The organism is Streptomyces chattanoogensis (assembly GCF_001294335.1).
In the GTDB taxonomy this organism is placed as follows: domain Bacteria; phylum Actinomycetota; class Actinomycetes; order Streptomycetales; family Streptomycetaceae; genus Streptomyces; species Streptomyces chattanoogensis.
On record NZ_LGKG01000157.1, the window covers coordinates 36,100 to 56,824 of the forward strand.

Below are 20,725 nucleotides of genomic sequence, written 5' to 3' on the forward strand. Positions count from 1 at the left end.
CTCACTCCCCCGAGCTCCCCAGGAGCAGGGAGGGACCCCCACCCGACCTGCAGGAAGGCCGCGACCGTGTCATCGGTCTCCGAGACCACCGAACCAGCCGTCAGCGGCGACCCGTCCGACGGCCCGGTGCCGCCCGCCGAGAAGGGCGTGACCGACGTGCCACACCGCCCCGGCCGGCTCCGGCGGCTCGCCGCACTCGCCCGTCGCGAGGCGGCGCGCACCGCCCTCGCGGTCGTCTCCGGCGTTGCGCTCGCGCTCGCCTTCCCGCCGTACGGCCTGTGGCCGCTTTCCCTGGTGGGCGTGGCCGCGTTCGCGCTGCTCACCCGCGGCCGGACGGTACGGCAGGGAGCCTGGACCGGCTTCGCCTTCGGGCTGCCGTTCTTCGTGATCCTGCTCAAGTGGCTGCATGTGGTCGGCTGGGACGCTGTGATCGGGCTGTCCGTCGCCGAGGCGCTGTTCCTGATGCTGCTGGGCGCGGCGCTGGCGGGCACCTCGCGGCTGCCGGCCTGGCCGCTGTGGGCCGCCTGTCTGTGGGTCGCCGAGGAATGGGCCCGCGACCGGCTGCCGTTCGGCGGTTTCCCCTGGGGGCGGCTGGCGTTCGCCAACACCGGCTCGCCGTTCACCCCGCTCGCCGCGCTCGGCGGCGCCCCGCTGGTGACCTTCGCCGTCGCGCTGTGGGGCCTGCGCGACGGCGGCCGGGCGCGCAAGGCGGTGACGGTCATGGAGTGCTTCGGCCTCGCCGCCGCGGTGACGGTCGCGGGCGCGGCCGTCCCCGTCCCGACGAAGGCCGACGACACCGTCGACATCGCCGTCGTCCAGGGCAACGTCCAGCAGCCCGGTATGGACTTCCTGGGGCGCCCCATGAAGATCCTCGACAACCACGCGACGGCCACCGAGAAGCTCGCCGCCGACATCAAGGCGGGCAAGACCAGGAAGCCCGACCTGGTCATCTGGCCGGAGAACTCCTCCGACCTCGACCCCTTCCAGTACCCCCAGGCCTACGACCGGATCGACGAGGCCGTGAAGGCGGTCGGTGTGCCGGTACTCGTCGGCGCCCTCGTCGACCACCCCACCAAGAAGGGCTATGTCTTCAACGAGGGCATCGTCTGGGACCCGAAGAAGGGGCCGGGCGCCTCGTACACCAAGCAGCACCCGGTGCCGTTCGGCGAGTACGTCCCCTTCCGGGAGCAGCTCAGCAAGATCATTACGCGGTTCAAGCGGGTGCCCCGCAACTTCTACCCGGGCGACCACACCGGCGTACTGAAGCTCGGCCCCGCCAGGCTCGGCGACGTCATCTGCTTCGAGGTCGCCTATGACGAGATCGTGCACGACACCGTCGACGCGGGCGCCCGCGCCCTGGTCATCCAGACCAACAACGCCACCTACGGCCGCACCGGCCAGCCCGAGCAGCAGCTGGCCATGTCCAAGCTGCGCGCCGTCGAACACGGCCGGGCCATCGTCACCGCCGCCACCAGCGGGATCAGCGCGGTCGTCGCCCCGGACGGCGCGGTCACGCACCAAATTCCCGAATTCACCCACGGCGTCGTCTCGGCGCGGATCCCGCTGCGCGACGAAACGACGCTCGCCGACCGCGTCGGTGCGGCACCCGAGTGGGTGCTCGCTATCGTGGGCTTTCTGTCCTGCGCCGCGGGGGTTGTCATCGGTCGGCGCGGGCGTACGGAGACCGAAAAGGGGAAGCAGTGACAGACGGCGGTCAGCGGCAGTACGGTCCGCTCGGCACCACGTTGGTGATCATCCCGACGTACAACGAGGCGGAGAACATCAAGCCGATCGTCTCGCGGGTGCGGTCCGCCGTCCCCGAGGCCCATGTCCTGGTGGCGGACGACAACTCTCCCGACGGCACCGGCAAGCTTGCCGATGAACTCGCCGCCGAGGACGAGCAGGTCCATGTCCTGCACCGCAAGGGCAAGGAGGGGCTCGGTGCCGCGTACCTCGCGGGCTTCCAGTGGGGCATGGACAACGGCTACGGCGTACTGGTCGAGATGGACGCCGACGGCTCACACCGCCCCGAGGAGCTGCCCCGGCTGCTGACCGCCCTCAAGGGCGCCGATCTCGTCCTCGGCTCGCGCTGGGTGCCCGGCGGGCGGGTGGTGAACTGGCCCAAGCGGCGCGAGTTCCTCTCCCGCGGCGCCAGTGCCTACTCGCGCGCCCTGCTGGACGTCCCGATCCGCGATGTGACCGGCGGCTACCGGGCCTTCCGTGTGGAGACGCTCCAGGGGCTCGGGCTGGAGGAGGTGGCTTCGGCCGGCTACTGCTTCCAGGTCGATCTCGCCCGTCGTGCGGTACGGGCCGGGTTCCACGTCGTCGAGGTGCCGATCACCTTCGTCGACCGCGAACACGGGGACAGCAAGATGAGCCGCGACATCATGGTCGAGGCGCTGTGGCGGATCACGGCCTGGGGCATCGATACCAGGGTGAGCAAGATGCGACGCCGCTGACCTCGTGGCAGGTCGTGCCAGGCACACTTGAGGCATGACGTTCGGAGCCATGCCACCGCCCAGTACCCGCCCGCCCCAGCGACGTTCCCGCGCCCGCCGGTTCGTCCCGCTGGGCATCGCCGCCTGGGTGGTGCTGGAGGTCTGGCTGCTGATCGTCGTCGGCGACGCCACGAACGGACTGACGGTCTTCCTGCTGCTGCTCGCGGGGGTGGTGGCCGGTTCGCTGGTGATCAAGCGGGCGGGCCGCCGGGCCTGGCGCAGCCTGACCGAGAGCCTCCAGTCCGGCGGTCCCGCGGCGCAGTCCGGGAAGTCCGGGTCCGCGGGCAACGGCAACACCATGCCGATGCTGGGCGGACTGCTGCTGATGGTGCCGGGGCTGGTGTCCGATGTGGCGGGTCTGCTCTGCCTCTTCCCGCCGACCGGGAAGCTGATCCAGCGCCGCACGGAGAAGCTGCTGAACCGGCGGGCGGGCCAGGGCCAGGGCCCGGGGTCGTTCGGCGAGGCGTTCCAGCAGGCCCGCATCCACCGGCCCGGCGGCAAGGTTGTCCAGGGCGAGGTCATCCGCGACGACGCGGCCGGGGACGGACCCCCGGCGCCGCCGCGCCAGGACCCGCCGCTGACCCGCTGAGAGCGGGGCGCACCGGACGCAGGGCGCAAACGAGCAAGGGCCGGGGCCACCGCGCGATGCGGTGGCCCCGGCCCTTGTGCTGCTTACTGTCTGCGCAGGCCGCCCGGCAGGTGTCAGGCGGACTTGCGGTTGCTGTCGCGCGGATGCACGGCAATGTTCATGGTGCCGGAGCGCAGGACCGCCAGCCGCTCGGCCAGCACTTCCTCCAGCTCCTCGCGGGTGCGCCGCTCCATGAGCATGTCCCAGTGCGTACGCGCGGGCTTACCCTTCTTCTCTTCGGGGCCGTCGCCATCCACCAGAAGAGAGGGTGCACCACAAACCTTGCACTCCCACTCCGGCGGAATCTCGGCCTCAACCGAGAACGGCATCTCAAATCGATGGCCGTTCTGGCATGCGTACTCCACCGCCTGGCGCGGGGCCAGGTCGATGCCGCGGTCGGTCTCGTAGCTGGTCACCACGAGTCGCGTACCGCGGAGAGCTCGCTCACTCATGAATCGTGCCTCCCGGGCTTTGTCGCCCACAGGACAGGTGTCGCTGTCGTCGTCATCCGGTCAACGTCCGGTCGGCGGTGAAGATTCCCGTAATCTGCGTCGCCCGTCGTGCCGCCCCTTTTTGTACCCACCAGCGCCCGGTTTGTCACATCTGGCAGCAGATGTCACCCAACGCTTTCCTGAAATGAGCGCGCAGTAACGGTCCGCCTGGTGAGCCAAAGGCGTACACTACCGGCCCGCGCCCCCCGAACCTAAATCCGGTCCGGGATGCGGTTACCCGCCGCCGCGATCGCCCGCCGCACCGGCACCCTCGCCAGCAGCACAAAACCGACCGCGAAGAACGCCACCAGGGACACGATCGCATCCCGGTAGCTCCCGGTCAGCTGGTAGGCCAGCCCGAACACCAGCGGCCCCAGCCAGCTCACACCCCGGTCGCTCATCTCGTACGCGGAAAAGTACTCCGCCTCCTTGCCGCCCGGTATGAGATGGGAGAACAGCGACCGGGAGAGCGCCTGGCTGCCGCCCAGGACCAGACCGATCCCCGAGGCCAGCGCGAAGAACCACACCGGCGCCTTCGCCGGCACGAAGAAGGCGGCCGCGAGCGTCAGCGCCCAGGCCGCCAGCGAGCCCAGGATCGTGCGCTGGGCGCCGTACCGCCGTGCCAGCCGGCCCATCAGCATCGCGCCGGCCGCGGCCAGGATCTGCACCAGCAGCACCGCGATGATCAGCGTCGTCTGGTCCAGCCCCAGCTCCTCCGAGCCGTAGACGGACGCCTGGCTGATAACCGTCTGCACCCCGTCGTTGTAGACGAGATAGGCGAGGAGGTAGGCGAGGGTCAGGGGGTGGCGGCGCATATCGCGCAGGGTCTCCACCAGCTGCCGCCGGCCCTGGCCCGGCGAGGCGTCCCCGTCGCCGGGGGCCGCGGCTGCCGTCCGCCGGTCCCGCAGCCGGAGCAGCGGGATCAGGGAGAAGCCGCCCCACCACAGCCCCGCCGTCGCCAGGCAGATCCGTACCGCGGTGCCTTCGGAGACGCCGACGGAGTCGTGCCCGGCGTAGAGCGCCAGATCGGCGATCAGGACCAGCGCACCCGCCGCATAGCCGAACGCCCAGCCGCGGGAGGAGACCGCGTCCCGTTCGTCGGGCTCGGCTATCTGCGGAAGGAAGGAGTTGTAGAGCATCATCGACACGACGAAGCAGACGTTCGCGACGATCAGCAGCGCCCCGCCCAGCAGATAGCGGTCGCCGTGCAGGAAGAACATCCCGGTCGTCGCCGCGGCCCCGGTGTACGCACAGCCGCCCAGCAGCGGCTTCTTGCGGCCGGTCCGGTCGACCAGCGCCCCGGCGAGCGGCATCGCCAGCACCGACAGCAGCAGGGACGCGGAGACCGAGTACGCGAAGAAGGAGCCCGCGCGCACCGGAATGCCCAGGGGATGGACGAATCCGTGCGGATCCGCCGCGGCCTTCGCCACCGAGGTGAGATACGGCCCCAGGAACACCGTCAGGATGCTCGTCGAATAGACGCTGTTTGCCCAGTCGTACCAGTACCAGCCGCGTTGCTCGCGGCGTCTGGCCGCCGTCTCCTCGTCGACGCCCCCGGTCACGGCTTGTGCGCTCACCGCACCCCACCCCCGTCTTTCCGTCCCCGTCGGCGCGGCGGACCCGCGCCGGGCGGTCAGACCCAGGAGCCTCGCTCGGTCAGCACCGTGCGCAGTGTGTCTATGTGATCGGTCATGATGCCATCGACACCGAGATCCAACAGCGCCGTCATCCGTTTCGCGTCATTGATCGTCCAGACATGGACCTGCAGGCCGAGCGCATGCGCGGCGCGCAGGAACAGCGGATCGACGACGGGGATGCCGTACTGCCGCTCGGGGACCTGGACACACACCGCGTTGCGCCGCACCGCCGCGCCCAGCAGCCGGTCCAGCGGCACCGCACCCCGCCCGTACGACCGCAGGCGCAGCCCGGCCACGCCGCGGGTGCCCAGCGAGGTCGCCAGCCGCGGGCCGGCCAGCCGCTGCGCCCGCGCCACCCGGGCCTCGGAGAACGAGCCGACGCACACCCGGTCCCAGGCGTGGGTGCGGCGCAGCAGGTCCAGCAGCGGCGCCAGGGCGGCCTCCGCCTTGAGGTCGACGTTCCAGCGGGCCTCGGGGAACTCCTCCAGCAGCTCCTCGAACAGCGGCAGCGGCTCACGGCCGCCGACCCGGGCCTGGTTCACCGCCCGCCAGGGGAGCGCGCCGATCGCGCCGCGCGAGTCGGTGACCCGGTCCAGCGTCGGATCGTGGAAGGCGACGAGCCGGCCGTCCGAGGTGGCGTGGACATCGGTCTCCAGATAGCGGTAGCCGAGACCGACGGCGCGCCGGAAGGCGGCGGCGGTGTTCTCCAGGCCCTCCGCCGCACCGCCCCGGTGGGCGAAGGGGAGCGGTGCCGGATGGTCGAGATAGGCGTGGCGGAGGCGTATCGCTGAGGTCACTCCGGCAGTATGGCGCGCTCAGGTGAAGCGACGGTGCCGCGGGCCACCACCGGCGACGGAGGCTCCGGCAGGCCCTTGATCGCGAAGTACCGGAGGAAGAACTGCGCCATCGGCCCGATGGCCAGGGCGTAGACCACGGTGCCGGCCCCGATCGAGCCGCCGAGCGCGAAGCCCACCGCCAGGACGGTCACCTCGATGCAGGTCCGCACCAGCCGTACCGGGCGCCCGGTACGCAGATGCAGCCCGGTCATCAGTCCGTCGCGCGGGCCCGGGCCGAAGCGGGCGGAGATGTACAGGCCGGTCGCGGCGCCGTTGAGGACGACGGCGAAGGCCAGCAGCGGAATACGGACGGCGAGCGCGTGCACCTGGGGCACCAGCGCCAGCGTCGCGTCCATCACCGCCCCGAGGATCACCACATTCGACACCGTCCCCAGGCCCGGACGCTGCCGCAGTGGAATCCACAGCAGCAGGATCAGGGCGCCGGAGACGATGGTGACGGTGCCGATCGTCAGCCCCGTATGCCGGGATATGCCCTGGTTCAGCACGCTCCAGGGTTCCAGTCCGAGCTCCGCGCGCAGCATCAGCCCCATGCTCACGCCGTACAGCACCAGCCCCGCATAGAGCTGGACCAGCCGGCGCGGCAGCAGCGCCCTGGGCGTGGCGGATTCCCTGGAGCCGGAATCCCGGGTGATGGACATGACTCTTCCCCCTCCTGGCAGAATTGGACTGACGCATGACACGATGTGGCCGGTACTAGCCAGGTAAGTAGAGCCAATCCGGCGAAGGTGGACTGATTTCAATGGCTCAGTGGACTTCAGCGGTAGGTGCGCCCCAACTGGCCCGGCTCCTTCAGTCGCAGGACCCGCGGGACGCCGAACTCACCGCCGCCGGGCGCCGGTTGCCCGCCTACCGCAGCCTTGCCGACGGTGTGCGCCTGCTCGTCCTGGAAGGGCGGGTGCCGGTCGCCGCCCGGCTGCCCGCCGAGCGGGAACTGGCCGCCGCGTTCGGGGTCAGCCGCACCACCGTCGCCGCCGCCTACGAAGCGCTGCGCGCCGAGGGCTTCCTGGAGTCCCGCCGCGGCTCCGGCAGTTGGACCGCCGTCCCGGCAGGCAACCCCCTGCCCACCCGCGGCCTGGAGCCCCTCCCGCCGGAGGCCGCCGGCTCCATGATCGACCTCGGCTGCGCCGCCCTCCCGGCCCCCGAGCCCTGGCTGACCCGCGCCGTCCAGAGCGCCATGACCGACCTCCCGCTCTACGCCCACACCCACGGCGACTACCCCGCCGGCCTCCCCGTCCTGCGCCAGGCCCTCGCCGACCGCTACACCGCCCGCGGCATCCCCACCATGCCCGAGCAGATCATGGTCACCACGGGCGCGATGGGCGCCGTCGCCGCCATCTGCCGCCTGTGTACGAGCCCCGGCGAGCGGGTGGCTGTCGACTCGCCCTCCTACGCCAACATCCTCCAGCTGATGCGGGACGCCGGCGCCCGGCTCGTCCCCGTCGCACTGGGGGAGCGGCTCACGGGCTGGGACATCCCCGTCTGGCGGCAGGTCATGCGGGACGCCGCGCCCCGGATGGCGTATGTCGTCGCCGACTTCCACAACCCCACCGGGACCCTGGCCACCGACGACCAGCGCCGCCGCATGGTCGACGCCGCGCGGTCGGCCGGCACCCTGCTCGTCGTCGACGAGACCATGGCCGAGCTCCACCTGGACGACGACCCCGAACCGCCGCGCCCGGTCTGCGCCTTCGACCCCGCGGGCAGCGCCGTGATCACCGTCGGCTCGGCCAGCAAGGCTTTCTGGGCCGGGATGCGGATCGGCTGGGTGCGCGCCGCGCCGGACATCATCCGCAGCCTGGTCGCCGCCCGCACCTACTCCGACCTCGGCTCGCCCGTCCTCGAACAGCTCGCCATCGCCTCGCTGCTGAAGGGGGAGGGCTGGGACGCCGCCGTCGAGATCCGCCGGCAGGAGGCCCGCGAGAACCGTGAGGCCATCGTCGCCGCAATCCGCCGGCACCTGCCCGACTGGGAGTTCAGCGTCCCGCGCGGCGGCCTCACCCTCTGGGTCCGTACGGGCGGCCTGTCCGGCTCCCGGATCGCCGAGGCGGGGGAGCGGCTGGGGGTCCGGGTGCCCTCCGGGCCGCGGTTCGGCGTCGACGGCGCCTTCGAGGGCTACGTACGGCTGCCGTTCACCGTCAACGGAGCAGTTGCCGAGGAGGCCGCCCTACGACTTGCGGGCGCCGCGCGGCTGGTGGCCACCGGCGCCACCGTCGAGGCCGAGACACGGCACGCCTTCGTCGCCTGACGGAACGGACCCCGGTCGCCTGACACGACGTCAGGACAGCGGGCCCTCCACGTGCGCGGCCTCCGAACCGTTGACCGCGACGGACTCCCCGCCCTGCGCGGTGGCCGCCTGCGCGCCGAGCGGGGCGGCCTCGTCCGCGGCGGGCGCGGCCTTGGCGAAGGACGTCGACGCGGCCAGCGGGACGGTCCGCTCCGGCAGCAGCGCCATCACGGCCAGCCGGTCCGCCTCGCAGGTCTCCTCGTCGAACGGGTCGGGTGTGGCCGGCACCTGGAGCCGCAGCACCGGACCGGTCCCCAGCCGGGCATAGCCGCGGCCGGGCGGTACATCGGCCGTCGGCGTGGTGTGCGGCGGCGCCCCGAGCACCGACCGCACCTCGTCGGCCGTCGCCGGGCCGAGCACCACCCGCGCCCGGGTGTGGGCCCGTACGGCATCGGCCAGCAGCTCGGCGGTCTCGCACCGCTCGGCCACGACGACCGTGACATTGGCCGCCCCGCCGTGCCGCAGCGGCATCTGCAGGAGCAGCTGGGGATCGTCGCGGCCCTCCGCGGCCGCGAGATGGGCCAGCGTGGTGGGGCGGTCCACGATGATCCACAGTGGCCGCCGGGTGTCCTCCGGCGCGGAACGGCCCGCCTGCCGCGCCCGGTTCGCCGAGATCAGCCGGCGCTCGGTCTCGTGCGCGGCCCACTCCAGCGTCGCCAGCGCCCCCGCGAGTCCGCTCTCCACCCCCAGCACCCCGGACCGGCCGGCCAGACAGGCGAACTCGCCGGTGCCGGTGCCGTCGATGACCAGCACATCGCCCTCGGCCAGCGCCTGCAGCGCGATCGACCGCAGCAGCGTCGTACCGCCCGTCCCGGGCTGCCCCAGCACCAGCAGATGCGGCTCGGTCGACCGCTGCCCGGTGCGCCACAGGACCGGCGGCGCATCCTGGGTCTCCTCGCCCTGAAGGACCGGCAGGGTCCGGTGGACGGAATCCGGGTCGGTGAACCCGAGCACCGTCTCGCCCGGCGAGGTCACGAAACGCTGCGCCGCGATATCCGTGGGCAGCGCACCGAGGACGCTCAGCACCAGCTGGTTGGCCGCCTCGTCCCAGGCGAAGTGATACTCCCGGCCGCGGCCGGACTTGGCGTGCAGCACCTGCTCGATACGGTCCCGGGACTGGTCCTCGCCATCGGTGAAATACGCCGGGTACTTCAGCTGCAGGCGCTCCAGCCGCCCGCTCTCGTCGAAGCCGTACTCGGTGAAGGCCTGCTCCCAGTCACCGCCGTGGGAATACAGCGGGCTGGGATCCCCGTCGGCGGAGAAATACGGCACCAGCGCCTCGTACAGCCCCTGCAACCGCTCCTTCTGGGCCTCGCCCGGCCCGGACTTCGCAGCATTGCGGTCCCGCCCCGCCCAGGCCGCCGCCCCCATCATCGAGATGGCCGCGAGCAGCGGGCCGTACGGCACCACCGCCACGGCCAGCGCACACGCGGCAACGGAGAAGAACAGCGGGCCACGGCGATCCTTGGGTGTCGCATCCCAGCGCTGTCTGCCGGCGGCGGCGAGCCGACCCAGTCCACGACTGATGGTGATCAGCGGGTGGAACACATCGGAGGCGCTGTCGGCGGCGGTGCGCGCGATCTCTCTGCTGCGCGCGAGGGAAGCGCTGTCGGTCAGGATGCGGGGCAAGGGGCGCCGGGCCACATCTGTCTCCTGTTGGTCGTGCGGCGGTCGTGACGGGCTCGCCGTGGGCGGCGAGCCCGGTGGGGTGAGGCGCTAGATCTTGAGCCCTCCCAGGAGGCTCGCGAGGCTCGCGCCGCCCGCTCTGATACTGGGCGCGATGGCGGAGCCCGCGAGATAGAACCCGAAGAGCGCACAGACCAGCGCGTGGGACAACTTGAGGCCGTCTTTGCGGAAGAAGAGGAAGACGATGACACCGAGCAGGATGACGCCGGAAATGGACAGAATCATGGGGGTTCTCTCCTGGGTGGTGGGGACGATCACCGTGAGTTCTTCCAGCCTCACAGCCAGTATCAAGCCATCGAAAGCTGCGAACGGGTGATTTGTCGTTGAAACCGCCCGGACGGGCCCCGTCCGTAGAGCGCGTCGCCTGGAACTGTGCTTCGCGTGTCGCACCCGGATCCTGCCACCGGCGTGACCACGGCCTCCGGCACAATCAGTGAGGTGTCGAAGAAGAAGCCCAGGAAAACGTCCCCGACGAAGCGGCCGGAGACGGAACCGCGCCGCCCCGTCGCCGTGACCCCGACCTCGCCCTGCCCCTGCGGGCGCGATGCGACCTACCGCGACTGCTGCGGCGCCTGCCATCAAGGGCGCGCCGCCGCCCCCACCGCGGAGCGGCTGATGCGCTCGCGCTACAGCGCCTTCGTCGTGGGAGACGCCGGATATCTGCTGGCCACCTGGCACCCCTCGACCCGGCCCGCCGGCCTGGAATTCGTCTCCGGGCAGCGGTGGACCGGCCTGGAGATCCTCGGCACCACCGGCGGCACGGCCTTCCACGCCGAGGGAACGGTGGAGTTCCGCGCGCACTACACGCTGCAGGGGCAGGCCGAGAGCCAGTACGAGAACAGCCGCTTCGTCCGCGAGGACGGGGCGTGGGTCTACGTGGACGCCCTGCCGCCCGCGTAACCCCTGAGCCGGAACCCCGTACGCCCGGCCCCTGCCTACCGTCCGCGCAGCATCAGCTGCTCGATCTCGCGCCGGTCGCGCTTGGTGGGACGTCCCGCACCGCGGTCACGCACCGGGGCGACGGCGACCTCCTCGCGCGGCGGGGGCGGCGGGGAGTTGTCGACGAAGCACTGTGCCGCGACGGGCGCGCCCACCCGCTTGCGGACCAGCTTCGAGACGACCACGATCCGCTCCCGGCCGGCGTACCGCAGCCGCACCTCGTCGCCGCTGCGCACGGCGTGCGCCGGCTTCACCCGGTCGCCGTTGACGCGGACGTGCCCGGCACGGCAGGCCGCGGTGGCCTGCGAGCGCGACTTGATGAGCCGGACCGACCAGATCCAGCTGTCGATACGGGTGGTGGTCCCCTCGTCTGAAGCCATGACACGACTCTAGGCCGCGAGGGGGCGGGTGTGCCGGTATTAAGCGGACGCCTTCTTGGCCGCCCGCTTGGCCGGGGGCTTCTTGGCGGTGGCTGCGGCGGCGGATCCGGCGGTGGCCTTGGCGGCGGTCTTGCGCGCGCCCTTCGTGCCGGTGGACTTGGTGCCGGTGGACTCGGTGTCCGAGGCCCTGGCGTCCGACGTCTGCGCCGTCGTCGTCTTCTTCGCGGGGGACTTCTTGGCGGCGGGCCTCTTTGCCGCCGCCTTCTTCCCGGCCGGCGCCGGCCCAGCCGCTTTCGCGGCCTTCTTCCCGGCCGTCCGCCCCCGTATCGGCGTCACGGAAGCGGCCCCTCCGGGCTCCGCTCCGCCGCCCTGCCGGGCCGCCTCGACGCTCTTCTCCAGCGCCGCCATCAGATCGACGACCTGGCCGCCAGGGGGGCCGGCGGGAGCCACCGGCGTCCCGCCCTCCAGCTTCTGGGCCACCAGCTCCTCCACGGCCTCGCGGTACTCGTCATGCAGCTCGGCGGGGTCCAGCTCGCCCAGGGAATCCATCAGCATCTCGGCGAGCCGGAACTCGTTCTCGCGGAGCTTGACGTCGGCCCGGGGGCCGACACCGGCCGCGGGGCGGATCTGGTCGGGCCACAGCAGCGAATGCATCACGATCGCCCCGTCGTGCGCCCGCAGCATCGCCAGCGACTCCCGCCCCCGGATCGCCACCTTGCCGATCGCGACCTTCCGCTGATGCTCCAGTGCCTCCCTCAGCACCGCGTACGGCCTGGCGGCGGACGAGCCGTTCGGGCCCAGGTAGTAGGCCTTGTCCAGCTGGAGGGGATCGATCTCGTCGGCGTCGACGAACGCCAGGATCGCCATCGTCTTGGCGGCCGGCATCGGCAGCCGGGCCAGATCCTCGTCGGTGATCTGCACGATCGTCTCGTCGTCCGGCGCCTGGTACCCCTTGCCGACCTCCTCGTTCGGCACCTCCTCGCCGTCCAGCTCACAGATCTTGCGGTACCGGATCTGCGCGCCGTCCTTTTCGTGAATGCGCACAAACGAAACCGACGAGGTGCGGTCGGTCGCGCTGTATGTCTTCACCGGGATGGTGACCAGGCCGAACGATATGGACCCGTTCCAGATGGATCGCATATGTCATCCTCTGTCCCGCGATTCATGGGATTCTCATCGTATGTCGCCGATCACCGTCGTGGAGGGGCGGCGCCTCTCGCTGACCAACCTGGACAAGGTCATCTATCCCGAGACCGGTACGACCAAGGGCGAGGTGGTGCACTACTGCACCATCACCGCGGACCCGCTGCTCGCGCATCTCCACGACCGGCCGCTCTCGTTTCTGCGCTATCCCGACGGGCCCGACGGCCAGCGCTTCTTCACCAAGAACGTGCCGCCCGGCACCCCCTCCTGGGTGCAGACCTGCGAGGTGCCCCATACGACCTCCGGGCCCACCCGCCAGGTCTTGGTGCAGGACCTCTCCTCGCTGGTCTGGGCCGCGAACCTGGTCGTCGAACTGCACGCACCCCAATGGACCAGCGGGGCACCGGGCCGCGCCGACCGCCTCGTCCTCGACCTCGACCCCGGTGTCCCGGCCACCGTCGTCGAATGCTGCACCGCGGCCGAGTGGCTGCGCGAGCGGCTCGCGGCGGACGGCCTGGGCGCCTGGGCCAAGACCAGCGGTTCCAAGGGCCTGCACCTCGTCGTGCCCATCGAGCCGACCCCCTCGGAACGGACCACGGCCTACGCCAGGAGCCTCGCCGTCGAGGCCCAGCGGGCCCTCCCGGACCTCGTCGTCCACAAGATGACCAAGGCGCTGCGCCCAGGCAAGGTCTTCATCGACTTCTCCCAGAACGCCGCCGCCAAGACCACCGCCGTCGCCTACACCCTGCGTGCCCGCGCCACCCCCACCGTCTCCACCCCGGTCACCTGGGACGAAATCGCGGCCTGCACCGACCCCGCCCAACTCACGTTCCGCTTCGAGGCCATCGCGCCCCGCCTCGCCCGCCACGGCGATCTGCTCGCCCCGCTCCTGGACCCCGGCCGCGCCCGGCCGCTACCCCAACGGCCCCGGTAAGAGCGCGCAGGCCCGCACCGTAGATTGATCACATGGTGGAGGGGACAACACACAGCACAACAGCGTCGGCCGAGCAGGGAGCGGACACCGCGCCCGGAGGGGGCGGCAGGGGAGGCGGGCTGGCGCGTTCGTCGCTCCTGATGGCCGCCGGGACGATGGTCTCGCGGGCGACCGGGCTGATCCGGACGACGCTCCAGGCGAGCGCGCTGGGCACCGGGCTGCTGGCGAGCTCGTACGGCATCGCCAACACCGTGCCGATGAGCATCTACACCCTGCTGGTCGGCGGTGCCCTGAACGCCGTGCTGGTGCCCCAGCTCGTCCGCGCCCGGGCCGAGCACGCGGACGGCGGCCGGGCCTTCGAGCAGCGGCTGGTCACCCTCGTCCTGACCGTGCTCGCGGTGGGCACGGCGCTCGCGGTGTGGGCCGCCCCGGGGATCGTCGCGGTCTTCGTCCCCGACACGCCGAAGTCGCACGCCGCCTTCGAGCTCACTGTCGTCTTCGCCCGCTTCCTCCTCCCGCAGGTCTTCTTCTACGGCCTCTTCTTCATCCTGGGTCAAGTCCTCAACGCCAGAAGCAAGTTCGGTGCGATGATGTGGACGCCGGTGCTCAACAACATCGTGCTGATCGCCATGTTCGGCCTCTACATGGGACTGCTGGCCGGCCCCGACCGCGTGCAGGACATCACCCCCGCCCAGATCAACCTCCTGGGCATCGCGACCACCGGCGGCATCGCCCTCCAGGGCCTGGCCCTGATCCCGTTCGTCCGGGCCGCGGGCTTCCGCTTCCGGCCGCGTTTCGACTGGCGCGGCCACGGACTGCGCAAGAGCATCGTCGCCGCCCGCTGGACCCTGCTGTTCGTGCTCGTCAACGTTGTCGCCATGGCAGTCGTTTCACGCTTCGCGAGCGCGGCGGACCAGCAACTCCCCGATGCCGGCGTCGGATACGCGGCCTACTCCTACGTCCAGAACATCTGGAACCTGCCGCAGTCCATCGTCACGGTCTCGCTGGTGACGGCCCTGCTGCCGCGGATGAGCCGAGCGGTCACCGAGGGCCGCCTGGACGACCTGCGCGACGACCTCTCCCGCGCGCTGCGGGTCAGCGGCTTCCTCATCGTCCCGGCCGCCTTCTTCTTCGTCGCCCTCGGCCCGCAGACGGCCCAACTCCTGTTCGGCCACGGCGCCGTGGACGCCACAACGGTCGCCCCCGCGGGCCATATGCTCCAGGCCCTCGGCCTCGGCCTGATCCCGTTCTCCGGGCAGTATCTGCTGCTGCGCGGCTTCTACGCCTTCGAGGACACCCGTACGCCGTTCTGGATGGCCGTCGTCGTCAGCGCCGTCAACATCGCGCTGGCCGCCGTCTGTCACCTTTTCCTGCCCACCCGCTGGGCGGTCACCGGCATGGCCGCCGCCTACGCCCTCGCGTACGGCGTCGGCATGCTCGCCACCGCCCTGCTCCTGCGCCGCCGGCTCGCCGGACGCCTCGACGGCCGCCGCCTGTGCCGCGCCTACGGAAAGCTGACCGTGACCGCCGCCGTAGCCGGTGCGCTCGGCTGGCTGGTGGCGCGCGCCTGCTCCGGCGTAGCGGTCCCGGCGGGCTGGACCCCGGTGACGGCCCTGGCCGCGGGCGGCGGCACCATGGCCCTGGTCTATCTGGGGCTGGCCCGTCTGCTGAACATCGCGGAGGCGCGGAGCCTGCCCGGCCTGCGATGAGCGGCCGTTGGGCCGTGTTGCCGCCGGTGGACCCTTCCCGGCGGCGAATCCTTCCCGACGGTGAATCCTCTCCGACAGTGAATCCGTCCTGACGGTAAGTGATTTCCGGCGGTGAGTTATTTCTGACGATGGGTGATTTCTGATGATGGATCACTTCTGATCGGCGATCGCTGCCGACGGCGCATCACTCCTGTCGGGTGATGGGTAATTCACCGGCTTGCCGCCTTTACGACCGATAAGCCTGGTCAACCCAGTTGCCCGTTTGTCGCCAGGCGAACACATAACTCTCTCCCCGTGTTCACACTGTGGTGAATGCCGCGATGGAAAGCTGTTTTTGACCGTATACAGACAACGGTCGGCGCCGGCCGTGCCCCACATTTTCACGGACCGGTGCCACATTTCGGGGAGAGGACACCATCCGTGGACACCACCCGCTTGACCCGTCGCGCCCGCATCGCGCTGACCGTGGCCGCCGGATCCGCGCTGGCGGCGGTCGCCGTGCAGATTCCGTCCACCGCCACGGCCGGTACGGCAGCACATGGGGCGACGGCACACGGGACGTCGGCACACGGCAGCTCCGTCACGGCGTACGACGACACGTACTACAAGGACGCGCTGGGCAAGACCGGCCCGGAGCTCAAGAACGCGCTGCACGGGATCATCAGCAGCACCCAGACCGGGAAGCTGTCCTATGACCAGGTCTGGGACGCGCTCAAGGACACCGACGAGGACCCGGCCAACAAAGCGAACGTCATTCTTCTCTATTCCGGCCGATCCCAGAGCAAGAACTCCAGCGGCGGAAATCCCGACGACTGGAACCGCGAGCACGTCTGGGCGAAGTCGCACGGTGATTTCGGTACGGCCACCGGCCCGGGCACCGATATTCACCACCTCCGCCCGGCGGATGTGTCCGTCAACAGCACCCGCGGAAACAAGGACTTCGACAACGGCGGTACGGAGGTCGGGGAGGCGCCGGGCAATTACACCGACGACGATTCCTTCGAGCCCCGCGACGCAGACAAGGGCGATGTCGCGCGGATGATCCTCTACATGGCCGTGCGGTACGACGGCGGGGACGGCTTCCCCGACCTGGAGCCCAACGACAAGGTCGACAACGGCTCCGCGCCGAACATCGGCCGGCTGTCCGTACTGAAGCAGTGGAGCAAGCAGGACCCGCCGTCCGCCTTCGAACAGCACCGCAACCAGGTGATATTCGACAAGTACCAGCACAACCGGAACCCGTTCATCGACCACCCCGAGTGGGTCGACGAGATCTGGTAGCAGGCCCCGCCGGGCCCGGTGCGGCTGCCGGGCCCGGCCCGCCGCGGGGGCTGCCATTCCGCGCGGATGGGCGTTGCTCGGTGTAGCGTCCTGATCAGCTGTCGTGGTTCCGAAGTGCCGGGCGCCCGTGTCGCATTCACGGGCGTTCTTGCTGTGCAGTGCGTCTCCGGGCCAGGGCGATCACCTCCGGGTTCCGCAGGGCGCGGAAACCGATTCAGGCCCGTTTTTGACGAAGGAGACAGGAAAATGGCCAGCGGCACCGTGAAGTGGTTCAACGCCGAAAAGGGCTTCGGCTTCATCGCGCAGGACGGCGGCGGCGCCGACGTATTCGCGCACTATTCGAACATTGATGCCCAGGGCTTTCGTGAGCTCCAGGAGGGCCAGAAGGTGACCTTCGAGGTCACCCAGGGCAACAAGGGCCCGCAGGCGGAAATGATCCGCCCGGCCTGATTGCCCGGCGGTTCACCGCCCACCGTTGTGGCGCCCGTTCCGTGCCGGTAGCGGGCGCCATGGCATACGGGCGGTCAGGACTGCGGCGGCCCCTCCTGGCCCCGGCCCCGGTCGCTGCCGAGCTGGTCCTTGAGCTTCTCCTGAGCCGTGTCGACCTGGCCCGAGTACGTGCCCCGGGTCTTCTCGTCGAGAAGATCCCCGGCCTGGTCGATACCCTTTTCGGCCTGCTCCTCATGGCCCTTCAGCAGCTGCTTGAGCTTGTCCATGACGGACATGGAACACCCTCCTCACCACGCCCCCGCCACTCCAGCATCGCCCCCTGCCAACCCGCCCGCATCCGCGTGCCGGAGCCGGCCGAGCTCACCGCTCTCACCCGTACGGGTGAGTCCCGCCGGGAATTCGGTACAACAGCCCATCGGCCCCCTCGACAGGCGCCGCGCCGCGCCCCGGCCGAGAATGCAGCGGTGAGCGATGAACAGCGCACTGCCGATGACACCGCACCGCGTCGCATACCGCCCCATGAGCAACGGCGCCTGGCCAGACGAGCGCTGGCCTGCCGCGCGCGGGACGCGGACGACCTGTCCCTGCTGATGGACATGCTCGGCCTGGACCCGGCCGGCGATCCCTGCCATGAGGCGGCCGAGCGGCCGGAGGCGGGGAGCGAGCGCGGCTAGCAGCCGTCCGCGGACTCCCGCCCCAGCCGCAGGGTGACGATCTGGAACGGCCGCAGCGCCATCCGGACCGTGTTCCCCTCGCGCTCCAGCGCCGGGCCGTCGTCCGTCGGCCGCTCGAGCAGGTCCGTGGTGAGCGCGCCGGTCAGCCGGAAGGACGTGGTGACGGCGGTCCTGGCGCGTCCCCCGTGAGCCTCGTGGAGCCGGACGATCACATCGCCGCTCGCATCGTCGGCGAGTTTGACGGCCGTGACGACCGTGGCGTCGTTGTCGACCGTGATCAGCGGCGATACGGCGCGGGAGCCGCTGATCCGCCGTTCGGGGAGGTTGATGCGATGGCCTTCGCGGACGGCGTCGGCGAGGGTGGCGCCCGGCACCAGGGCGTAGCGGAAGTGGTGGCGGCCCTGGTCGGTCTCCGGGTCGGGGAAGCGCGGGGCACGCAGAAGGGAGAGCCGTACGGTGGTGGTCGTGCCGTGATCGCCGTCGTCCCGGACGGTCCGGGTGACGTCATGGCCGTAGAGGCAGTCGTTGACCAGCGCGACACCCCAGCCCGGCTCCTCGGCATGGACGAAACGGTGCGCACAGGCCTCGAACTTGGCGGCCTCCCAGCTGGTGTTGGTGTGCGTGGGCCGGTACAGATGCCCGAACTGGGTCTCCGCGGCGTAGCGGTCGGTGTGCAGATCCAGGGGAAAGGCCGCCTTGAGGAACTTCTCCGTCTCGTGCCAGTCGACGTCGGTGACGATGTCCAGGCGCCGCTGACCGCGTGCCAGGGTCAGCTCCTGCTCGACGCGGGAAGCGCCGAAGGAGCGCAGGACGCGGACCGTCGCGGCGTCCGGTGCGACCGTCCCCAGCGTCACCTCGTCCGCCTCGGTCAGGTCGGTGACGACATTGCGGTAGAAGCAGTCCACGTCCCAGGCGTCCCACATGTTCGGGAAGTCGGGGTGCACCTGAAGAAGGTTCGCGGTGCCGCCGGGTGCCACGGTCTCGCGTCCGGCGGCGAGATCGTAGGCGGAGACGACCAGGCCGCGGGCGTCGATCTCGATGCGCAGCAGGCCGTTGTGGAGGGTGAATCCGCCGTCGGGGCGCGGCTCGGCGCGCACGTCGGATCCCTCCGGCACCGCGCTGCCGATGGCCCCGGCGGCGATTCCGGCGCGGGCGTGCGGCGCGGAGTTCACCGCCAGGGGGTCACTCCCGCCGCCGGCCAGCGAAGCCAGCGCTGCCGCGATGATCCCCTCGAGCTCGGCGGCGACCGCGGCGTAAGTCCGCTCCGCCTCGCGGTGCACCCAGGCGATGGACGAGCCCGGCAGGATGTCGTGGAACTGGTGCAGCAGAACGGTCTTCCAGAGGCGGTCCAACTCGGCGTACGGGTAGGGGAGCTGGGTGGTCACAGCGGCCGTTGCCGACCAGAGTTCGGCCTCGCGCAGCAGCTGTTCGCTGCGGCGGTTGCCGCGTTTCGTCCGTGCCTGGCTGGTGAGCGTCGCGCGGTGCAGCTCCAGATACAGCTCGCCCACCCACACCGGCGCCTGGGGATACTCGGCCTCCGCCTTGGCGAAGAACTCGGCGGGCTTCTCCCACTCCACCACCGCCGAACCGTCCAGATCGCGCAGCCGACGGGCCTTGGCGATCATCTCGCGGGTGGTGCCGCCCCCACCGTCACCCCAGCCGGTCGGCGCGAGTGACCGCCGGGCCGCGCCCTTCTCCTTGAAGTTCCGCGCCGCATGGGCGATTTCGGCGCCGGCCATCTGGCAGTTGTAGGTGTCCACCGGCGGGAAGTGGGTGAAGATCCGGGTGCCGTCGATGCCCTCCCAGCGGAAGGTGTGATGCGGAAAGGCATTGACCCGGCTCCAGGAGATCTTCTGCGTCAGCAGCCATTTCGCACCGGCCGCCCTGATGATCCCCGGCAGTCCGGCGGCGAAGCCGAAGGTGTCCGGCAGCCACACCTCGTCGTTCTCCACCCCGAACTCCTCGAGGAAGAAGCGCTTGCCGTGCACGAACTGCCGGGCCATCGCCTCCGACCCCGGCATGTTGGTGTCCGACTCCACCCACATCCCGCCCGTTGGTACGAACCGCCCCTCCGCGACCGCCTTCTTGACCCTGGCGTAGACCTCCGGACGGTGCTCCTTGATCCAGGCGTATTGCTGCGCCTGTGACATGGCGAAGACGAACTCCGGCTCGTCCTCCAGCAGCGCCGTCATGTTCGACGCCGTACGCGCCACCTTCCGTACGGTCTCCCGCAGCGGCCACAGCCACGCCGAGTCGATATGCGCATGCCCCACCGCGCTGATCCGGTGCGCGGACGCCGCCGCGGGCGCGGACAGTACCTCGCGCAGCTGCGAACGGGCCCGGTCCGCCGACCCGTTGACGTTCTGCAGATCCACGGCATCCAGCGCCCGGCCGACCGCCCGCAGCACCTCCCAGCGCCGCGGACTGTCCACCGCCAGCTCCGCCATCAGCTCGCCGAGCACCTCGAGATCCTGGATCAGCTCCCACACCGAGGTGTCGAACACCGCCAGATCCAGCCGCGCCAGCCGGTACAGCGGCTCGCTGCCCGCCGTCTCCGGGTGCCCCAGCCGGGTCGGCTGAAAGGGCGGGACGCCCAGGATCACGGGGTTGGACGCGGCCTCCAGATGCCATGTGACGCGCTCCCCGCCCCGCACCGGCGCTCCCACCCGTACCCACTGGTTCCGCGGGTTGAGGGCCTTCACCGGACTGCCGTCGGGCGTGTAGACCAGCGCCTCGCACTGGAAGCCCGGCATCCGCTCGTCGAAGCCCAGGTCCAGTACGGCCTCCACGGTGCGGCCGGCCCACTCGGCGGGCACCTCACCGGAAACCCTGAACCACGTCGTGCCCCAGGGCGCACCCCAGGCGTCGCCCACCGCGACCGGCGTATGGGCGGCGGCCAGCCCCTCCGCCACGGGCACCGTTCCCCAAGCTCTCGACTCCGCTCGAGCAGGGGAGACCCCGTTTCCTGGCGCGACCCAGGCCGCAGCCTCCAGGGGGACCGATTCCGGATACAGCGCGGGCCGGATGCGCTCGTTCAGCACACGCTCGAGACGGGCTTCGATCAGGTCGCGATCGTCATGCATGGCGGCGGCTCCATGGAGAGAGTGGGGGAGGGGTGGGTGGCGGCCAGCGGT

The 20,725-nt window shown here is 70.9% G+C and carries 20 protein-coding genes; 10 read left to right on the top strand and 10 right to left on the bottom strand.

Annotated elements, in window-relative coordinates:
• Positions 1-66: 66 nt before the first annotated feature.
• The 3 genes from lnt to fxsA are packed head-to-tail and all read left to right on the top strand — an operon-like array spanning position 67 to position 3,087.
• Complete coding sequence (gene lnt / locus ADL29_RS27995) at positions 67-1,704, top strand: apolipoprotein N-acyltransferase (RefSeq protein WP_053926361.1); 1,638 nt, start codon at positions 67-69, stop codon at positions 1,702-1,704.
• Positions 1,701-2,459, top strand: coding sequence for a polyprenol monophosphomannose synthase (locus ADL29_RS28000; RefSeq protein ID WP_046924447.1), 759 nt, complete (start codon positions 1,701-1,703; stop codon positions 2,457-2,459). Before lnt ends, ADL29_RS28000 begins: the two co-directional genes overlap by 4 nt.
• 34 nt (positions 2,460-2,493) lie before the next feature.
• The gene (gene fxsA, locus ADL29_RS28005; protein ID WP_053926362.1) at positions 2,494-3,087 is read left to right on the top strand and encodes an FxsA family membrane protein; all 594 of its coding nucleotides are present in this window, start codon (positions 2,494-2,496) and stop codon (positions 3,085-3,087) included.
• A 113-nt stretch (positions 3,088-3,200) separates the two neighbouring features.
• Here the strand turns inward: fxsA and ADL29_RS28010 are convergent, their stop codons facing one another.
• From ADL29_RS28010 to yczE, 4 genes are all read right to left on the bottom strand, one after another.
• Positions 3,201-3,578 carry an RNA polymerase-binding protein RbpA gene (locus ADL29_RS28010; protein ID WP_026170122.1) on the bottom strand — a complete coding sequence of 126 codons (378 nt, stop codon included), beginning with the start codon at positions 3,576-3,578 and terminating at the stop codon, positions 3,201-3,203.
• Between the two features lie 251 nt (positions 3,579-3,829).
• Positions 3,830-5,194 (bottom strand): MFS transporter, encoded by a 1,365-nt coding sequence (locus ADL29_RS28015; RefSeq protein ID WP_053926363.1) that lies wholly within the window; start codon positions 5,192-5,194, stop codon positions 3,830-3,832.
• Between the two features lie 56 nt (positions 5,195-5,250).
• Positions 5,251-6,051 (bottom strand): glycerophosphodiester phosphodiesterase family protein, encoded by an 801-nt coding sequence (locus ADL29_RS28020; protein ID WP_046924444.1) that lies wholly within the window; start codon positions 6,049-6,051, stop codon positions 5,251-5,253.
• A complete protein-coding gene (gene yczE, locus ADL29_RS28025) occupies positions 6,048-6,749 on the bottom strand; it encodes a membrane protein YczE (protein ID WP_053926364.1) in 702 nt (233 codons plus the stop codon). The genes ADL29_RS28020 and yczE overlap by 4 nt, the downstream gene beginning before the upstream one ends.
• Positions 6,750-6,850: 101 nt before the next feature.
• Between yczE and ADL29_RS28030 the strand changes: the two genes are divergently transcribed.
• A complete protein-coding gene (locus ADL29_RS28030; RefSeq protein ID WP_053926365.1) occupies positions 6,851-8,356 on the top strand; it encodes an SCO1417 family PLP biosynthesis transcription factor in 1,506 nt (501 codons plus the stop codon).
• A 30-nt stretch (positions 8,357-8,386) separates the two neighbouring features.
• On the opposite strand, the gene ADL29_RS28035 is transcribed toward ADL29_RS28030, so the two are convergent.
• Together ADL29_RS28035 and ADL29_RS28040 are read right to left on the bottom strand one after the other, a co-directional pair.
• The gene (locus ADL29_RS28035) at positions 8,387-10,039 is read right to left on the bottom strand and encodes a P-loop NTPase family protein (RefSeq protein ID WP_053926366.1); all 1,653 of its coding nucleotides are present in this window, start codon (positions 10,037-10,039) and stop codon (positions 8,387-8,389) included.
• Between the two features lie 72 nt (positions 10,040-10,111).
• Positions 10,112-10,306, bottom strand: coding sequence for a hypothetical protein (locus ADL29_RS28040; RefSeq protein WP_046930414.1), 195 nt, complete (start codon positions 10,304-10,306; stop codon positions 10,112-10,114).
• Between the two features lie 213 nt (positions 10,307-10,519).
• Between ADL29_RS28040 and ADL29_RS28045 the strand changes: the two genes are divergently transcribed.
• Complete coding sequence (locus ADL29_RS28045) at positions 10,520-10,981, top strand: YchJ family protein (RefSeq protein ID WP_053926408.1); 462 nt, start codon at positions 10,520-10,522, stop codon at positions 10,979-10,981.
• Between the two features lie 35 nt (positions 10,982-11,016).
• Here ADL29_RS28045 and ADL29_RS28050 read toward each other — a convergent pair whose 3' ends face one another.
• The gene (locus tag ADL29_RS28050; protein ID WP_053926367.1) at positions 11,017-11,400 is read right to left on the bottom strand and encodes an RNA-binding S4 domain-containing protein; all 384 of its coding nucleotides are present in this window, start codon (positions 11,398-11,400) and stop codon (positions 11,017-11,019) included.
• A 39-nt stretch (positions 11,401-11,439) separates the two neighbouring features.
• Positions 11,440-12,540: a non-homologous end joining protein Ku gene (ku, locus tag ADL29_RS28055; RefSeq protein ID WP_053926368.1), complete on the bottom strand. Its 1,101-nt coding sequence runs from the start codon at positions 12,538-12,540 to the stop codon at positions 11,440-11,442.
• A 40-nt stretch (positions 12,541-12,580) separates the two neighbouring features.
• Here ku and ligD point away from each other — a divergent pair, with 40 nt between their 5' ends.
• From ligD to ADL29_RS28075, 4 genes are all read left to right on the top strand, one after another.
• Positions 12,581-13,477, top strand: a complete 897-nt coding sequence (gene ligD / locus ADL29_RS28060; protein ID WP_053926369.1) for a non-homologous end-joining DNA ligase — start codon at positions 12,581-12,583, stop codon at positions 13,475-13,477.
• Positions 13,478-13,509: 32 nt separating this feature from the next.
• Positions 13,510-15,186 (top strand): murein biosynthesis integral membrane protein MurJ, encoded by a 1,677-nt coding sequence (murJ, locus tag ADL29_RS28065; protein WP_078971349.1) that lies wholly within the window; start codon positions 13,510-13,512, stop codon positions 15,184-15,186.
• A gap of 420 nt (positions 15,187-15,606) precedes the next feature.
• Positions 15,607-16,467, top strand: coding sequence for an endonuclease I family protein (locus ADL29_RS28070; RefSeq protein WP_053926371.1), 861 nt, complete (start codon positions 15,607-15,609; stop codon positions 16,465-16,467).
• A gap of 246 nt (positions 16,468-16,713) precedes the next feature.
• A complete protein-coding gene (locus tag ADL29_RS28075; RefSeq protein WP_046924436.1) occupies positions 16,714-16,917 on the top strand; it encodes a cold-shock protein in 204 nt (67 codons plus the stop codon).
• A 74-nt stretch (positions 16,918-16,991) separates the two neighbouring features.
• On the opposite strand, the gene ADL29_RS28080 is transcribed toward ADL29_RS28075, so the two are convergent.
• Complete coding sequence (locus ADL29_RS28080; protein ID WP_053926372.1) at positions 16,992-17,192, bottom strand: antitoxin; 201 nt, start codon at positions 17,190-17,192, stop codon at positions 16,992-16,994.
• A 189-nt stretch (positions 17,193-17,381) separates the two neighbouring features.
• Here ADL29_RS28080 and ADL29_RS28085 point away from each other — a divergent pair, with 189 nt between their 5' ends.
• A complete protein-coding gene (locus ADL29_RS28085; RefSeq protein ID WP_046924434.1) occupies positions 17,382-17,591 on the top strand; it encodes a hypothetical protein in 210 nt (69 codons plus the stop codon).
• Here ADL29_RS28085 and ADL29_RS28090 read toward each other — a convergent pair.
• A complete protein-coding gene (locus tag ADL29_RS28090; protein ID WP_053926373.1) occupies positions 17,588-20,674 on the bottom strand; it encodes an alpha-mannosidase in 3,087 nt (1,028 codons plus the stop codon). The genes ADL29_RS28085 and ADL29_RS28090 overlap by 4 nt on opposite strands.
• Positions 20,675-20,725: the final 51 nt, after the last annotated feature.

What these genes read in the sequence shown, in the direction of transcription:
- ADL29_RS28080 (WP_053926372.1), bottom strand. Translation starts at nt 17,192, where the DNA reads ATGTCCGTCATGGACAAGCTCAAGCAGCTGCTGAAGGGCCATGAGGAG.
- fxsA (WP_053926362.1), top strand. Translation starts at nt 2,494, where the DNA reads ATGACGTTCGGAGCCATGCCACCGCCCAGTACCCGCCCGCCCCAGCGA.
- ADL29_RS28030 (WP_053926365.1), top strand. Translation starts at nt 6,851, where the DNA reads ATGGCTCAGTGGACTTCAGCGGTAGGTGCGCCCCAACTGGCCCGGCTC.
- ADL29_RS28010 (WP_026170122.1), bottom strand. Translation starts at nt 3,578, where the DNA reads ATGAGTGAGCGAGCTCTCCGCGGTACGCGACTCGTGGTGACCAGCTAC.
- ligD (WP_053926369.1), top strand. Translation starts at nt 12,581, where the DNA reads ATGTCGCCGATCACCGTCGTGGAGGGGCGGCGCCTCTCGCTGACCAAC.
- ADL29_RS28090 (WP_053926373.1), bottom strand. Translation starts at nt 20,674, where the DNA reads ATGCATGACGATCGCGACCTGATCGAAGCCCGTCTCGAGCGTGTGCTG.
- yczE (WP_053926364.1), bottom strand. Translation starts at nt 6,749, where the DNA reads ATGTCCATCACCCGGGATTCCGGCTCCAGGGAATCCGCCACGCCCAGG.
- ADL29_RS28075 (WP_046924436.1), top strand. Translation starts at nt 16,714, where the DNA reads ATGGCCAGCGGCACCGTGAAGTGGTTCAACGCCGAAAAGGGCTTCGGC.
- ku (WP_053926368.1), bottom strand. Translation starts at nt 12,540, where the DNA reads ATGCGATCCATCTGGAACGGGTCCATATCGTTCGGCCTGGTCACCATC.
- ADL29_RS28050 (WP_053926367.1), bottom strand. Translation starts at nt 11,400, where the DNA reads ATGGCTTCAGACGAGGGGACCACCACCCGTATCGACAGCTGGATCTGG.
- ADL29_RS28040 (WP_046930414.1), bottom strand. Translation starts at nt 10,306, where the DNA reads ATGATTCTGTCCATTTCCGGCGTCATCCTGCTCGGTGTCATCGTCTTC.
- murJ (WP_078971349.1), top strand. Translation starts at nt 13,510, where the DNA reads ATGGTGGAGGGGACAACACACAGCACAACAGCGTCGGCCGAGCAGGGA.